Below are 16,615 nucleotides of genomic sequence, written 5' to 3'. Positions count from 1 at the left end.
ACAGCCGACCGACTGGTTTTAGCGCGATCCTACGGGTTTTTCAAATCAGGGGATTTTGCGGGAAGACCTGCCCGGGAAACTACCTAATTGGTATGAGAGATCACCAACATTTCAAGTATGGGCTTGTTTTACCCAAAACGAACTGGTATGGAAGCTACATTAGCCGGAAAGACGGCCCTCGTAACAGGCGGGGCATCGGGCATTGGTAAAGCTATCGCTTTGCTGTATGCGCAGGAGGGTGCCAATGTTCTTGTCTCTGATGTCGATGTGGAGAAGGGACAGGCGGTGGCTGATCAGGTCAGCAGTATGGGTGTGAAAGGACATTTTGTCCGGGCCGACGTGGGCGATCCGGCCCAGTGCGAACAACTCGTTACGGAAGCGACTTCGCAGTTTGGACGGCTGGATATTGCCTGTAATAATGCAGGTATTGGCGGGGAACTGAATATGACGGCCGACTACTCACTGGAGGGCTGGCAGAAGATCATCAACATAAACCTCAACAGTGTTTTCTTCTGCATGAAGTATGAACTCCAGGCCATGCAACAGCAGGGAAATGGAGTTGTCGTCAACATGGCGTCTATTCTGGGGGCAGTTGGTACGCCCAACTCACCGGGCTACGTAGCGGCCAAACACGCAGTGGTCGGACTAACCCAAACGGCGGCACTCGAATACGCTGCAAAGGGGATACGTATCAATGCTGTTGGGCCGGGGTACATCGAAACCCCGCTGCTGAATGCGCTTCCCGAGGATCAGAAACAAATGCTGATTGCGCTGCACCCAATTGGGCGGCTGGGCCGGGCAGAGGAGGTAGCGGAGCTGGTGCTCTGGCTTTCGTCGGATAAGTCGTCGTTTGTGACGGGCTCATATTACCCGATTGACGGTGGGTATTTGGCGCGGTAGTTACGGGGTCTTGTATTTCTTTCGGAGATCATCGAGAATCCGGCGCACCTCGACGATGCGTGTCTGTAGACCGTCGCGGTACTTCCAGGCCTGAAGCTCGGTTTCGGGGCGGGGGCCGGTCAATGCCTGTTCAATTTCTGTAAGGTATTTCTCGCACAGATCCAGATAGCGGGGGGCCGTTTCGGGATTATGGAAACTGCCCCCGTCAACCGTGACGTAGATGGGTGTTGTATGAGCCGCCTGACCAGGACCCGCGTAGCAGCGGGCGGCAATCCACTGGCCCCGCTGGATGGATTCGAGCGATACGTCGAGCGACAGATGAGCCGCTGACTGCCCGGCGTCGGTGGGTGTAATACGCCCAATTACATTGCCGTGGCTGACTACCTCCAGGGCGCTCAACGGAACCTGGTCGGCATGGCCATAGGCATGAACGGTGACGGTAAGCTTATCCGTACGTTTCAGATCCAGCTGGTCGCCGGGAATGGCTTTGCGTCGATCGGCGGTTGTGGCGCTGAAATCGAGGATGGGGCCGCTCGAGACGAACGTATGACCGGTCTGCACGGCCTTTCGCCAGTTCTGGTACGTTAATGGGCCATTTATGAACGTATAGAATCGGGCGTTACCAATGCGTGAGGTCCGTTCGGGTGGTCCGTGCCCATGATCCTGACCGCACCACGGAAAGTCGGAGCCGGCCGTAGCCGTTAAGGGAATACCGAGGTCGAGCATGTGGTAATAGTGCTCGGTATGCAGCGGCTGCTCATCAACGCAGAATTGCAGGAGTTCGAGCGCATCAACTTTACCGCGCAGGCCGTCGAGAATCAGCCCCCGGTAGCCATGGAAGGTTTCGGCCTGGTGGGCGTAGCCTGTGAGGCCTCCCAACTGATGTATCTTGTCAAATACCTCATCGAAAAAATAATACCGGTCGCGTTGGCGAACCCGGTTGCTGGCACCGATGGCAAAGGCGTGACCGAGTTCGGGCGTTCGGGGGTCTTCCTGGCCGGTCGTCAGGAGGTAGTTACCCTGTTGGTAGTTGCCTTTCTCACCGTAGGCGTATTGCGGGTAGTACGTTTCCCAGAAATCGCCCATCCGAAGCAACGCCCCAACGTTAACGTCTTCCGCCTGGAGCCAGGTCATGATCAGCGGATTCTCGCGGGGCGACCGGCGAATGTGAATATGCCCGTCGGTGGAATACCAGTTGCGGGTGGCCATGTTGACCCACCGCTGAAGGGTATACGTTTTTCGGACCGCACCGCCCGGCCTTACTACCAGTTCCTGTTGCTGCCGCAGGTATTCGTTTCCCCGCGAAAGCGCCAGTTGATACGTACCGGGCGGCAGGTTGAGGGTAAATTTTCCAGCTACGTAAAACGAACTGTCGGGCTGGTAGGCATATCCATCTTCGTGGTCCCACAGGCCATACATGACCGCTACCGCTTCGGTGGGTAGTAGCGGCACGACCCGGCCGTTCTGCGTAATCCGGATGCGGGCTGGTGTTGGCCGTTTGGTCGTTGCATCCAGAATCTGAACCTCGATCCGGCTGGGTTTATAAGTACGTTCTGGTGTTGACTGGGCACGTACTAAGTGGAAGCCGGATAACACCAGAAATAGCCAGATCGTAAGTTGCCAGGATCGATGCATAGGACGTTGAGCGCAGACGGAGTACCTGGTAAATGTAGGCAAATATCGTTTCGCACGTACCGATCGAAAGTCCTAGGCGGACTGCTTTCCTTTTTTCTTCGCCATCGCCCATTCCTGATTTTGATGCACTCTGAACGTAACGATTTTGGTGATCAGGTCGAGCGGCATGGGCTGACTCAGCGGAAATTGAATGGAACCTTTGCCGGTTTTATACCCCGACAGATCTTCTTTAAACGCTTCGTTGCCGGTGGGCGTAGCGTAAAATCCGATGTGGTGCTGAAAAGCCGCGAAGTACACCAGGTTACCGTTGAGGACGTAGGTCGGCATGGCGTATTTGATGGTTTCCTGCGCTTCCGGAGCCGCTTTCCGAATGGTTGCCCGTACCTGCTGCAAAACCGTCTGAACGTTGGCAGGAAACAGAGCAATGTATTCGTCGATGGTGTTGGGTTTGGTCGTCATCATATACGGTAAGTCGTACTAGTCCTTCAATCTACCTTAAGTGCTTCGAGCGTTTTGACGTAGTCGGTTTTGTTAAACACAAACGGTCCAACGGATTGATAGGGAGTTAAATCGGGCTCAGAATAATCCGTTTCATAGCCAAACTCTTTCCAGGTCACTGTCTCGTCGGTCACCTCGATTTTTGCGGTTATAGCCCCGCAGCCTATATCACCACACAGGGGGCATACGTAAAAACTGGTTCGTCCAGTGGCTAATTCTGGCTCCTCAAGACCCAAGAACTCGTTGATTTTTTTACGTTCATAATCGGGGTTGGGTATCCAGCCCAATATGCCAATTCGATCCGCAGAGGGCTGATCCAGAAGCTCTTCGAGAGACTGGCCTGAAACAATGAAGTCAATGTAATAGCGCCCGTTTTTTCCAGAGCCATTTTTAGAAACCTCACCTCGTCTGTAGCCCTGCCTTACTGTAAGTGTATCCATTGACGATTGTGTGCCTTTCTCAATTCAACCCCTTCTGTTCAATGTGGTTCACTAACGCTGATTCAAGTGCTGTTTCCATAGCATAAAACCTGTTGTCAAATTCTTCGAGCAAACTATCATACTGACCTTCGGCCCAGTTGGAAATAGCATCGTTTCTTTCTTCGATGTCCAGTGACGGATGTCCACCCGGGAACCATGCATTTATCGACAGAAGCAAATCAGCTAACTCTGGAAATCCAAAAACGATCAAATCCTCGATAGTTTCTCTGTTTCGGTCAGCATCGGTGTTGTAATAATGACTAATAAGGCCACCATTGTCAACCGTGTCCAGTAAGGTTTGTAAGTTGAACCAGATTCGTTCGGCAGGCGTCATGGATTCATAATTAGAAAACCCTTTATCAACCAGCTTTTCCCAGGCTTGCTGATAATCCGACAGAGTTCTGTTAGGTATGCCCATGATTCACAGTTTTAATCGATACTGTTGTGTTTAGTCGCCATCCGGCTATGAGTTGAGGATACGCAGGTATTCAATCCAGGGGCCTACTTCGTTTTTGTACTGATACGCCATAACCCGGGAAATCTGGGCAATGTGGTTCAGGTCGTGTACGACCCACGTAGCTAATAGTTGAGACAGCGTCACCTCGCCTAAAGCGGGATGAACACCTTTTTTGTCCAGATCCTGGTCAGTGAGGTTGAAAGCGCGGAGCCGGTCGAGGTTCTGGCTACGTACGGCCGCAAACTCATCCAGCAATTGAGCTAACGACTTCCCCATACTTTCTTCAAACTGGGCAAACCGGTCGAACGGGGTGAAGGTCTTATCGGCGTTTTCGGCAAGAATGACTTCAGCTCTTGGTATCCAGTCGGTGCGTTCGCCGTGGATCAGATGGCCGAGCACATCATACGGACTCCACGTATCACCGCCTTCGTTGGTCGCCGTCCAGTCGGCCGACAGACCCAGTAGCATAATTTTAAAAACGTTCGGCGTTCGTTCGAGGAGTTCGATGGATCGGTCGAGGGAAAACGTCATAGGGGATGGTGGCTTGTTGTACCCAAAGGTATTCAGATTCAGTCGTACGGCTGCCTTGAATGGCTACTTTAGATCATAATTCAGGCCACGCTGGAAAAGGTGAGTCCTTGTTGGTACATACAGTATCACAAAACATCGGCCAACTCATACCATAAAAAACGCATGGCGCAAGCCATACCATTGCCGTTCAGCAACCATACGGCCTGCGCCATGCGTATCTATAACTCGTTTATCCCTCGCTGCGCAGTACGTCCAACGGCGGACGGACCAGCACTTCGCGGCTGTTGAAGACGCCGATCGCAACCGTCAGCAGCGTAACGACGCCGGCGACAATAACGAGTGGCAGGGTGGTCGGGCGGAAAGGGACTTCAAACACGTACTGTGCCAGCGCCCAGGTACCGAACAGCGACAACAGAATACCCGAAAGGGCAGCCAGCAGGCCCAGCAGACCGTATTCGAGGGCCGTAATGAGCAGTATCTGGTTGCGGTTGGCCCCTAACGTACGGAGCAACACACTCTCGCGGAGCCGCTGGTACTTGCTGATCACTACCGAACTGCCCAGCACCAGCAGACCGGTCAGGATGCTGAACAGGGCCATGAACCGGATCACGAACGAAATCTGGTCCAGAATCTCGTCGATGGTTTTCAACACCAGCCCGAGATCGATGGCCGATACGTTCGGAAACTGAGCGACCAGTCGCCGTTGCAAAGCGGCCGACGTTTCGTTGTTCGGGACGCGGGTCATAACCACGTGGAACTGGGGAGCCTTCTCCAGAACGCCCGCCGGGAAAACCACCAGGAAGTTTGGCTGTACCCGGTTCCAGTCTACTTCGCGGGTGCCGCCTACAATCGTTTGAATCGGAGCCCCCTGGACGTTGAAGTTAAGGGTGTCGCCCAGCTTCAGTTTCAGCCGGTCGAAATAAGGCTTTTCAAGCGAAACATAGACGGCCCCATTGTCCTGGTAAGGTGCTTTGCCGGTGCCCAGCCTTTCCGAACTGATGAGCGTATCGCGGTAGGTGACGCGGTACTCGCGGGTAAATGCCCAGTCCGGAATCTTGATGGATGTATCTTTCCGAACGGTTTCGGCAGTACGGCCGTTGATGTCGTTCAGGCGCATGGTTACGACCGGCACCTCTTGCAATACCGGTAGTTTCTGCTGTTTTACCAGCGACTGAACGCCGGCAAGCTGTTCGTTCTGAATATCAAACAACACCATGTTGGGCTGGTTACCGCTGGCCGATAATTCGACGCGGCTGAGCAGCAGTCCCTGCGTCAATGATAACGTAGCGATCAGGAAAGCACCGAGGCCAATAGCTGTCACCAGAATCAACGTCTGGTTATTAGGGCGGTAAAGGTTTGCCAGACTCTGCCGCCAGACGTAACTCCACGATACCGGGAAGAAGCGCCGGACGAGCCAGATCAGGGCCAGGCCGAGCGCCGTCAGGACGCCGAACGCAACCGCCAGACCGACCGTAAACCCAATGGCGAGCTTCCATTCCTGCGTTTGCAGGTACGAAAAGCCCATAATGAACAGCAGAATCAGACCGTACACCAGCCAGCGCAGCGGATCGCGCCCACTCAGGTCGTCTTCGTAGGAGGTGCGGAGCGTGCGCAGGGGCGATACGTTACGGATAGCCAGCAAGGGCAGCAGCGCAAACAGCACCGAAATCAGCAGACCCGTTCCGACGCCCGCCAGTACCGCCGACCACGACACGACCGTATCGACTTCGACCGGCAGAAAATTGCCAAAGATCTGGGGTAGAACAAGCTGCACTACCGACCCGACTATAGCCCCGATGACGGCTCCAATCAGGCCCATCAACGCCGTTTGAATGAGGTAAATTTGCAGCCCCTGCCGTCCGCTGGCCCCCAATGTGCGAAGAATGGCGACCGACGCGACTTTCTCTTTGACATACAACTGTACCGCGCTCGCCACGCCCACGCAACCCAGCAACAAGGCTACAAATGCCACCAGACTAAGGTACTGAGTAAGGTCGGCAAAGGCGCGGCCGGTCTGCCGTTGGCGTTCGGCAATGGTGTCGTAGTTGATGCCTTCCTTGTCAAGCCGCGCCGAAATGGTTTTGACGTACGCACTGACGTCGGTACTCGGCGGAAACTGGTAATAATATCGGTAATTGACCCGGCTGCCGCGCTGTAACAAACCGGTCTGATTCATGAACGTATTGGGAATAAAAACAGTCGGCGCAACGGTCGAAGTAATGGCGGCTTGGCCTGGGGTTTTCATAACCCGGCCCGCGATGCGAAATGATAGGTTACCAACCTTCACGGAGTCGCCGGGCTGCGCGCCAAGCTGAACCAGCAGGGCATCATCGACCAGAGCTACGCGTTCGTTGGCCTTTCGGAATGCCTGAATGCCAGCCGCAGGCGTTACTTCCCAATCGCCGTAGTAAGGAAAATTGCCGGTCAGACCTTTGACCTGCGCCAGCCGAATGCCACCGGTACGGGGAATCGATACCAGCGACGGAAACGATACTTCGTAGGACCGATCCTGTCCTATGGTTCTAAGCCACTGCTGCGTTTTTTTCGATGGGGGGCGGTTCCACGAGAGTGTCAGATCGGCACCCAGTAGCTCGCGCGACTGCTCGTCGATGCTCCGGGCCAGGTTATCGCCGAACGAATTAATAGCCACGAGGGCTGCGATGCCCAGCACAATAGCCGACATAAATAGAAACAACCGCTGCCGACTCCGGCGACTGTCGCGCCAGGCCATTCGCCAAAGCCAGTTCGGATCGGTTTTGGGCGCTTTAACCAGTGGCCTGTCCTGGGTACTGGTAGATGGAGTCATGATGTTTGTAGTTTGTGGTTTACGGTTTTCTGTTTACGATTGACTGTTTTCTGCTGGCGCACCGTTGCGGAGCCACTGTAAACCGTAAACAGAAAACCTTATACCGTAAGCCGTTCCGGTTTGGTATCCGAGATGACCGTACCGCCTTTGATGCGGATGACGCGCTGCGTACGCGACGCCAGTTCGAGGTCGTGGGTGACGAGTACGAGTGTAGTGCCGGCTTCGCGGTTGAGCTCAAACAGCAGGTCGACTACGGTTGCGCTGGTGTCGGCATCAAGGTTGCCGGTAGGTTCATCGGCGAAGAGCAACTTCGGCCGGTTGGCAAAGGCCCGCGCCAGCGACACCCGCTGCTGTTCACCACCCGAAAGCTGCGTAGGGTAATGGTGGCCGCGCTGCCCCAGGCCAACCCGCTCCAGCAATTCCTGGGCTGTGCGGGCTGCTCCTTTTTCTCCCCGGAGTTCGAGTGGGACCATTACGTTTTCGAGGGCCGTCAGGGTGGGCAGCAACTGGAAGTTCTGGAAAATAAAACCGACGTACTGGTTCCGGACGGCCGCCCGCTGGTCTTCGCTCAGGTTGTCCAACTGAATTTCGTTCAGATAGACGCTGCCCGAAGATGCCCGATCCAGCCCGGCACATAGACCAAGCAGGGTTGTTTTGCCGCTTCCCGACGGGCCAACGATCGAGAACGTATCGCCCGGTTGCAGCGTAAAACTTACGTTATCCAACACAGTGAGGCTACGGCCTCCGCTTTGGTAGGTCTTGCTCAGATTTTCGACGCGCAGGATGCTCATGGAACAAATTTCAGTAGATACTACTTTGTTTAAACGCAGGGCACATTGAGCAGGTCTTTGTTTACGCTGCGTTATGTTCTTACTTCTGCGTTTAACTAAGCAAACTGACAGATAACCAATGAAGTTCTCCTTAACGTCACAAACACTGTATTCTGTGATAAGCGGCTGGATGCTACTCTTAGCGGTATGGGCCTGTGGCTCGTCCGACCAGTCGAATCAGTCGCAGAAAGAGACAAACACTGCCAGTTCAACCGCCGGGAAACCGGCCACTCCGGCGAGTAAGAAAAACACGATCATTTTTTATGGCAATAGCCTGACGGCTGGCTATGGCGTTGAGCCGTCGCAGGCGTTTCCGGCTCTGGTGGAGCAGAAAATCGACTCGGCCGGTTTGAACTACGACGTTGTTAATGCCGGACTCAGTGGCGAAACGACGGCCGGGGGCTTGAGCCGGATCAGTTGGGTACTGCGCCAGCCGGTCGATGTGTTCGTACTGGAACTGGGTGGCAACGACGGGCTGCGCGGGCTGCCCCTGGCCTCAACCCGTAAGAATCTACAGGCCATTATGGATACGGTCCGCCGGAAAAGCCCCGAGGCTACAATTGTGCTGGCCGGGATGCAGATTCCGCCGAACATGGGAACCGACTATACCCGCGAGTTCCGCGATCTGTTCAAGGAATTAGCGACGAAGAACGACGCCATTCTGATTCCGTTCCTGCTCGAAGGGGTAGGCGGCATCCCGAAACTGAACCTACCCGACGGCATTCACCCCACGCCCGCTGGCCACAAGATTGTCGCCAATACGGTCTGGCAAGTACTGCGCCCGGTGCTGGAATCCCGTCAGAATGGATAGCCCACACCAATGTTGAACACCAGATTTTCCTGACGCCAGTTGCGGTCGCGGAAGTTGATCTGGTCAATGACCCACTTGCTGCCGTCCACTTCATACGGTTTGCGCAGAGGGGTTGCCAGGTCGAAACGCAGCAGGAAGTAGGACAGGTCGATGCGCAGGCCAACTCCGGTACCTACGGCGAGTTGGTCAGCAAAATTCCAGCCGGGAAATTTTGCTTCCGGACCGAAGGTTCCAATGTCGGAATACGACCATACGTTACCGGCATCGACGAACGTAGCCAGCTCAATGTATTGATTGAGTTTGAGACGTAGTTCCGTGTTGGCTTCCAGCCGGATGTCGCCCCCGCCATCCTGATATAATGGAATGTTGCGAATGGTATCGCGCGTGTAGAGACCCGGTCCGATGGCTCTTGGTCTGAACGCACGTATGCTGTTGCTGCCGCCCACAAAATACTGCCTGACCAGGGGGAGCGGGAGGGCTTCTGAGTTACCGTAGGTAATGCCGAGCCCGGCAAAAATGCGATTGGCCCAGGTCAGATTCGAGCCAAGCCGACGATAAACGCGGGCATCAGCGTCAAGCCGGGCGTATTGTGCGAACGGAACATCAAAAATGACCTTATCGCCTTCCTCGTTTCGGCGATTGAACAGTAGATTGGCGACATTACCCGAAATTTCGGCGTTGGTAGTCAACCGGAACGTAGTTGGTCGATTGGTACGTACCGGTGAGTTGAAGTTGAACGTGTATAGTGTGCTCAGAATTAATTGCTCCGAACGCCTGATATTTACTAACTGGCTGAATACAAGCGAATTGTTAATGGCTGAGTCAATAAAGGCCAGGCTAATATTAGATGGCCTTGTATAAGTGACATTGAATGGCGAGAAGGAGTGCTCAACCTGCTGGTTCTGACGCCACGCATAGCCAAAAGAAGTACGGAAAGAACTCAGGTTGTAGAGATTACCCCGAATTACCTTCTCATACCCGAGGGTCAGATTTGTTTTGGGAAGAATCTGACGTCGGTCATATCGGAATCGAATTAAGGGATTAACAAGTCGCGGAAAGCTTAAGATGGCATCAGCTCCATAGCGGTAGTTAGTTAAACCACGTCCACCTGAATTAACCTGAAATTCAATACCAGCGTTGGCATTGATTGTAAGCTGTTCAGCACGTTTAAAGAAATTTCGATGCTGCCAGGTACCCGTTAAGCCAGTACCGTTGAAGTTGTTGGAACGCGATGTTGCGGCTAACTCCAGTCGTATGGATTTTTCCGGGGCGGGTGTCAGGTAATAGTGAACGTCAAGCATCGACGTATCGCCCTGCTGCACCGGTGCGAAGCGGTTGCGGACAAATTTAAACGTACCGAGGTTGATAAACCGTGAAAGGGTCAGGTCCTGCGCCCGACTGTTATACAGGCGTCCTGGCCGCACAGCCACCACGCTACGGAATAATCGCGGATCATAGTTTCGCGATGAATCTACAACGTTGAAGCGCTCGTTGGTCTGGTAGGCTTCCGCGCGGTTTGTGTCGGCCCTTAATGTGCTCAGGCTATAGTTTGGGTAGATGTACACATTCCGGATGTAGTAGGGTTGCTGGGCGGCCTCTGGAATTTCGGGCTTTACGGCAAAATACAGATCAGTCTGGTGCCGGGCCGTGTCGTTGTCAGCCAGCACGGCAATAAAGTCGGGCTGAAAATAGTAATACCCTCGTTGCTTAAGGGCCTGGCTAATACGTTCGCGTTCGAGCTTGATATTATCAAAATTGTAGGGTTGCCCTTTTTTTATGACAGTCCGGTTTGAGGACGCCCGCAACGCTTTCCGAACAGGTGTTGAGTCGACCAGAAACCCAACCGAATCGATGTAATACCGGGGCGCTACATTGACTTGGTACAGAGCCCGGGCTTTGTAGCCCTCTTCCTGCAGGGTACCGCTGGCCGTTGAGCCGAAGTAACCCTGGTTTTCGAGCGTAGCAGCAAAAATAGTCGAGTTGGAACCGAGCGCTTTTGCACTGGCAAACACGGGAGGAGCCCCGAGCTTACGCCGGAACCATGCCCGAAAACCGTTTTCTTTCTTGGGTTCACCAATCCAGTAATAGAGCGCAACCTTGTAGGGAAACCCGAATAATTGAGCGTTGGGTTTTGGCCGCGCCAGCGTAGCCAACTGATCTTCAATCGTGCTGACCTCATCGCCTGATACGGTTGAATCGGCATTGATTTTAAAATCAGTGCCCATGTATAGCCGTTCGTTGGCGGGCAGGCGTTTGGCAACGTTACAGCCGGACAGGCAGTACATACCCAGCAGCAATCCAAAGGCTGCTTTTAGCAGCGACCGTGTGGTGCCATACTGTATTTTGTAAAGAAGCTCAGTATGCATCAGTTTACATTGTTGAGTGTCGTTGCGCCGGGCGACCGTTTAAAAATGTCGCTCAGGACGTCGTAATCGACCGTAATGACGAAACCGACGCCCGTCTCGATCACATATCCATCCAATACGGCCTGGTAATCATTGCGCCGGTAACCCCGGAGTACGTAGCGCCCATCGCGGCTGAGGTTATAGTTGACCGACACATTGTCGAATACCTCGTTAGGGTTGCGAGTTGCGCTGCCGGCCTGGTTTTCCAACACGAAATTACGGCCAACCGTCACCGTCAGCCGTCCTTCCAGGAAGCTCCGCGACAGACCAACGTTCAGATCCGTACGTGCGCCGTTCGTCGTGCCGCCGGTGTTAGCGGCTCCCGTTTGCGAAAGCAGGTTGAAGTCTACATCAAACCCTTTAAGAATCCCCGATGCAAACCGGCCTAACTGATCGGACAGGAGTTTGCTGACGCTGTTGCGGGCCAGTCCTTCGGCCTGCGTACCCAGTCCGCCACCGGTACCACCCGAGAAGAAATCCGATACGTTTTCGGGCAGGAACCGGCTCAGAATCAGCAAGGCAAAAACCTGTTTGTTAATCTGCGATTCATCCTGCCGCAGGGTTTTCAGTTTGTTTTCAATAGCTGTACCCAATGGGCTATTGGAGCTGGCGTCGCTGTTGGTATTGTTCCCCGCCAGCCGGATGTCGAAGTTCAGCTTGGGCGTTGTAATGTTGTCGCTGATGGTTAATACTACGTTGAATGGCAATTTTCGCTGGGTATTAGTACCCGTAGTTGTCGATTCGCTGCCGATCAGGTCAGATGGAGCCGTTGATACCTGATATACAGCCGTGATGTTGACATCAGCCTTGAGTGGGTCGCCGGTAAACTGGATGTAGCTCCCTTTCTGAATCTCAAACTGGCGTTTTAGCACTTCATACGTCAGCGAGTATTCTCCCTCCGTTACGTCGTAGCGGCCCAGTACGGTAATCTGCCCCGCGGCATTGATCCCCACGTTGAGCCGGGCATTGCCCCGCGCCCGCAGGTTATCGCCGTTCAGTTCATCGATGACGATCGTCAGTTCCGACTTGTCGGTGGCTTCCAGATTGAGCGAAATGTTGGCGTTGCTCAACTGCTCGAATGTCAGTCGGGGCGAGATGGTATCCTGCTTGGTCCGGATCAGGTATTTGCTGAGCGTCAGTGAATCACTATGATCAATAAACGTAACGATCTGGCGCGATTCGCTTACGTCCATACTTTCGTCGGGCAGCACAACGGATACCTCACTGCCATCTTCGAGCCGGATCGTACCCGTAATAGCGGGCGTCGTACCCGACCCCCGAATGCGGACATCCGCGCTGACGGAGGCATTACCGTAGGCATAATCATTATCCTTACGGGACGCGTTCAACACCTGGAACCGGTCGGCCCGAACGCGCAGGTTATAGGCTACGTCGGGCAGGTTTTTGAGTGTGACTGTCCCGTCCGTTGTCAGGGTCCGGCCGAGCGTATCGCGTATGTTGAAGTCATTCAACGTAATGGTCTGTCCGCTGAGCGTCAGTTTTTCCTGATCGATGCGGTAAGTGGCATTCAGTTGCTTAATGTTGAACGCCACCGAATCGAAGGCCACGCTGCCATCGAGTTGCGGATTGTCGGTAGCCCCCGCTACGGTGAACTGACCGGTCAGCTTACCCCGGGCCTGCCGAAGTTCACCAAAGCTGAACGCTTCGATGGTTCGGGCGTCCAGTCGTTGCAGGTTAATTGCCAGATTCAGCGCTTCGCGGGCATTCTCAGGATTGTAGTAGCCCGTTATGGTTGCGTCGTTGTAGGGGCCAGCCAAAACGGTGTTCACGTCGATCCGGCCTTCGCTGGTGTTGCGGAACCGGGCGGTCAGGTTGCCGATGGGTTGCCCAACGGCCCGCAGACTGTCTACGTAGATTGACCCGATAAACGCCAGGTTGTTGTCTTCGCCAATATAATCCCGCACCACTACGGTCCCGTTGAGTTCGCCACTGGCCAGGGTCGTATCCTGTTCAGCAAGCCGGGCCAGGTTTGCCAGTTCAATGCGGTGGGCTGTTACCCGAATCGGGGCATTGCCGTACGACTCCGTGTTGCTCAACTCCAGAAATTGCTCGCCGTCCTCAATTCGGAAATTGCTGATCCGCACGCCGTCGTCACCGTACTGGAGGTAGCCGCTGGTGTCAATGGTCCATTGCTGGTAGTTCGTGAGCAATCCCCGTCGGTCGAGCTGTAGCCGGTAGTTAGTACTATCGATGATGCTTAGCTCCCCAGCCAGGCCATGCCTATCCCTGCCGGACGAGTCTTTATTGACGACCGCAAACTGCAACTGGTTGTTGGCAGCCGTACCTGTCAGGTCGGTTTCCTGAAGATTGAAGCCGCTTACCTGCATGCTGTTGATCTGGCCATTCACCCGTAGTCGATTACCACTGCCCCGAAGCGCCAGGTTTACGCCATTCACGACGGTCGTGTCGTATTCAATGACGCCCGTTTGGAGTGTGGCCGAAAATGTGGTATCCTGATTACTGTCCAGATAGGCCGTCAGGCGCACGGTGTCCAGCCGGGTCAGGGCCGGTACGAACGCTCGTAACAACGGGTTCTGGTACGCCGTCAGACCAATCGTGAAGTCATGCGGGGGCGGAATCCGGGTGTACGTCAGGGCCGGCACGGCAATGTACTGGCTGAGTTCACCCGCAATGATGTCGTACAACTGGGCGTATTCAAACTGGCCGTTCAGCCTGAGCCGGGCACCGGGTATCGTGGCCACTACCCCTTTGGTCAAACTATCGGCCGTGAACCGGGCATAGAGGGAATCGACCGGATAGTTTTTCCCCTGTAGTGTAACCACGGCATCGCTGGCCGATACGGTACCGACCGGTTTAGTAGGGTTGGTTGAAGTCAGATTCAGCAACAACCGACCCTGGAGCGACAATGGGTCGTTGTAAAGTTTTAACTGCTGTAAGTTCAACTCCTGAATAGCTACTTCGCCGGCTACGCTGGGGTATTCGCCCTTCAGACCGACCTGGGTGTTGAGCCGAACCTTTGCGTTCGGATCGTTCAGACCACCCTCCACCGTCAGATTACCGTTGGTTAACCGGCCGACTGCATCCAGGTTTTGGTAACGATATCCGTTCAGTTCGGCCGACTGGATGTTCAGGTTGAAACGGGTGCTGAGGGTATTAACGTCGATACCAGTGCCATCGACCGTAGCCCGGCCGGTTACTGAGCCAATCGTAGCGGTCTGGTTGGTCCACCGACCGACCTGAAAGTTCTGTAGATCCAGTGTACCGGCATACGACTGATTCTTACCGGTCACAAAGCCCGCCAGTTTTCCATCAAAACCGGCCTTCCCCCAGGGCGTTTGCAGATTGGCATCCACCACCAGATTATTCAGTTCGCCGTTCAGTCGGCCGGTGAGGAGTAGCTGGGGCGGCAGCGAAATAGACGATGGAATGGACCCTTTCGGGGCCAACTGGTTGATGTCGGTGGTGCGGGTGGTCGCTTCTACGATTTCGACGTCCAGCCCCAGCCGGTTCGGGTCGGTAACGTTGGTAAGCCGACCACGGGCGCGAATCTGCGTACCGGCCAGCATACTCAGGTCAAAGCGAGGAATGTACAGGGACGCCAACGTACCGGTCGCCTGAGCATTGGCGCGGATAATCGCACCACGGTTACCTGCAAACGGTGGCGTATCGGCCAGAAACGGTGCCAGTTGCAGAATGTCACTTACAGCCAGTTGACTTTGCTGAAGGTTAAGCCGTACGCTGACGCGGCTGGCAAAGCGGGGATTAGTCAGTTGCCCCAGCGAATCGTAACGCAGCACCAGTTGATCGCGTAGCACCGTCTGGGGCGTCTGAACGATGAGCCGGGTCAGGGAGGTTGTCTTGTCAGTATACGATACGTCGGCTCCCAGGTTTTGCAGCACAAAACCACTTGACGAACGGAAGCGCCCGTTGCGGATTTGCCCGCTGATGCGCTGACCGGCGGCACCAAGGTCCTGATACGTCAGAAAACGACCGTTGATGCCCAGATTTTGGAGGTCGAGATGGCTGTAGTCGAGGCCCGTGGGTTGACGTGGCGCATTTTCGTCGTCAAAACGCAGCCTGTTGTTGGCAAAGCGAACGGTTCCCAGTTTCGCCTGCCAGCCCGGCGTGGATTCGCCGGGTGTGGATGGTGTTGATGAGGCTGTAGTAGCGGTACCAGATGTTGGTTTTCGGGTCGTTTTGGTCAGAACGGCCGCAATATCGGCGTCTTCCAGGTCCAGCGACCGGATGCCCACTTTGGAACCGTTCAGGTAAAAATAATCAGATTCCATGGCCAGCCGACCAATGCTGCCCTTTGTCCGGAAATCGGCGGTCTCGACGCGCACGTCCCATTTAACCCGGTTGATCTGCCATTTACCAAGGCCAATATCAAGCGTATCAGACGGATCGGAATCAGGCGTGTCGGGCGTCGGCAAACCCTGATAGAGCCGGGTGTACGCATTGAGGCCATCGATGGCTACGCTTGCGAGGTGATACCGTGAGCGGCTGATGTTTGTTTCATCAAAGGAAGCCATCAGGCTATCGACATACGCGTTTACGTCGGCCCCAACCACATCGTCTCGGTACCGAATCCGAACGTCTTTCAGCAATACGTCCGAAATATTGATGTCCAGCGGAGCTGCAGCCGTATCGCGCACCGTTGTCGAATCGGTCGGGCCGGTATCAAACGCATCGATGATATACTGAAAATTAAACGTAGTATCTGGTAGGGTCCGATACACATTCAGGCGTATGCGTTCGAGGGCAATCTGGTTTAGTTCAATGCGATTATTGAGGAGACCCCACATGTCGAGGTCAATCCGCATGCTGCCACCCGACAGGAGCGTGTCGCCTTTAGGCGTCTGGAAATACACATCTTCCAGTTCAATCCAATCGGGTATATGGTACGTGATCCGACCAATCCGGAAGGGAGACTGAATTTTCTTAGCCAGGTAGTTATTGACCTGATTTGTAACGAAGCGTTGCCCCCAGGGAGTTGTGGCCACCAATGCCACAAAACCCACAACCAGCAGGATGAGGGCGAGCAGACCAATCAGGATGCGGACAAGCGTCTTGTTCACGTTCGTGTAGTAATCCAGTCAGCAAAGAACCGGAAGTGCGTCGAGTGTTGAGATAAATCTCCCTTCATAACGCAGTTTACCGGTAATATGTTACTGGAAAGCTATTCCTTTCCTGATACTCACCATTCAGGCCACGGCTAAACCTTTCGTCCATTCGTGGGTTCTTTCTTGCACAATCAGTTGCAGACGTCTGCTGAAGCGGG

Annotated in this window: 11 protein-coding genes; 2 read left to right on the top strand and 9 right to left on the bottom strand. The window is 54.4% G+C overall.

Features of this window, described 5'->3' with window-relative positions; genetic code table 11:
- Positions 1–147: 147 nt before the first annotated feature.
- Complete coding sequence (locus BN8_RS22875) at positions 148–900, top strand: SDR family NAD(P)-dependent oxidoreductase (protein WP_040006757.1); 753 nt, start codon at positions 148–150, stop codon at positions 898–900.
- On the opposite strand, the gene BN8_RS22870 is transcribed toward BN8_RS22875, so the two are convergent.
- From BN8_RS22870 to BN8_RS22840, 7 genes are all read right to left on the bottom strand, one after another.
- Complete coding sequence (locus tag BN8_RS22870) at positions 901–2,535, bottom strand: CehA/McbA family metallohydrolase (RefSeq protein WP_009284322.1); 1,635 nt, start codon at positions 2,533–2,535, stop codon at positions 901–903.
- Between the two features lie 72 nt (positions 2,536–2,607).
- On the bottom strand, positions 2,608–2,997 hold the full coding sequence (locus BN8_RS22865) for an iron chaperone (protein ID WP_009284321.1): 390 nt from the start codon (positions 2,995–2,997) through the stop codon (positions 2,608–2,610).
- Between the two features lie 23 nt (positions 2,998–3,020).
- Positions 3,021–3,473: a hypothetical protein gene (locus tag BN8_RS22860; RefSeq protein WP_009284320.1), complete on the bottom strand. Its 453-nt coding sequence runs from the start codon at positions 3,471–3,473 to the stop codon at positions 3,021–3,023.
- 19 nt (positions 3,474–3,492) lie between these two features.
- Entirely contained in the window at positions 3,493–3,930 is a 438-nt protein-coding gene (locus BN8_RS22855) for a DMP19 family protein (protein ID WP_009284319.1), read from the bottom strand.
- Positions 3,931–3,975: 45 nt separating this feature from the next.
- A complete protein-coding gene (locus BN8_RS22850) occupies positions 3,976–4,500 on the bottom strand; it encodes a DinB family protein (protein WP_009284318.1) in 525 nt (174 codons plus the stop codon).
- Positions 4,501–4,729: 229 nt separating this feature from the next.
- Entirely contained in the window at positions 4,730–7,231 is a 2,502-nt protein-coding gene (locus BN8_RS22845) for an ABC transporter permease (RefSeq protein WP_040006756.1), read from the bottom strand.
- Positions 7,232–7,404: 173 nt separating this feature from the next.
- Positions 7,405–8,097 (bottom strand): ABC transporter ATP-binding protein, encoded by a 693-nt coding sequence (locus BN8_RS22840; RefSeq protein ID WP_009284316.1) that lies wholly within the window; start codon positions 8,095–8,097, stop codon positions 7,405–7,407.
- Positions 8,098–8,215: 118 nt separating this feature from the next.
- Between BN8_RS22840 and BN8_RS22835 the strand changes: the two genes are divergently transcribed.
- Positions 8,216–8,947, top strand: coding sequence for an arylesterase (locus BN8_RS22835; RefSeq protein ID WP_040006455.1), 732 nt, complete (start codon positions 8,216–8,218; stop codon positions 8,945–8,947).
- Here BN8_RS22835 and tamL read toward each other — a convergent pair.
- Together tamL and BN8_RS22825 are read right to left on the bottom strand one after the other, a co-directional pair.
- On the bottom strand, positions 8,935–11,313 hold the full coding sequence (gene tamL / locus BN8_RS22830; RefSeq protein WP_009284314.1) for a translocation and assembly module lipoprotein TamL: 2,379 nt from the start codon (positions 11,311–11,313) through the stop codon (positions 8,935–8,937). The two genes, BN8_RS22835 and tamL, sit on opposite strands and share 13 nt — an antisense overlap.
- Entirely contained in the window at positions 11,313–16,412 is a 5,100-nt protein-coding gene (locus BN8_RS22825; RefSeq protein ID WP_009284313.1) for a translocation/assembly module TamB domain-containing protein, read from the bottom strand. The genes tamL and BN8_RS22825 overlap by 1 nt, the downstream gene beginning before the upstream one ends.
- Positions 16,413–16,615: the final 203 nt, after the last annotated feature.

Source organism: Fibrisoma limi BUZ 3, assembly GCF_000296815.2.
Classification (GTDB): domain Bacteria; phylum Bacteroidota; class Bacteroidia; order Cytophagales; family Spirosomataceae; genus Fibrisoma; species Fibrisoma limi.
Note: the sequence above shows the minus strand (reverse complement) of the source record. Positions and strands in the feature narration are given on the sequence as shown.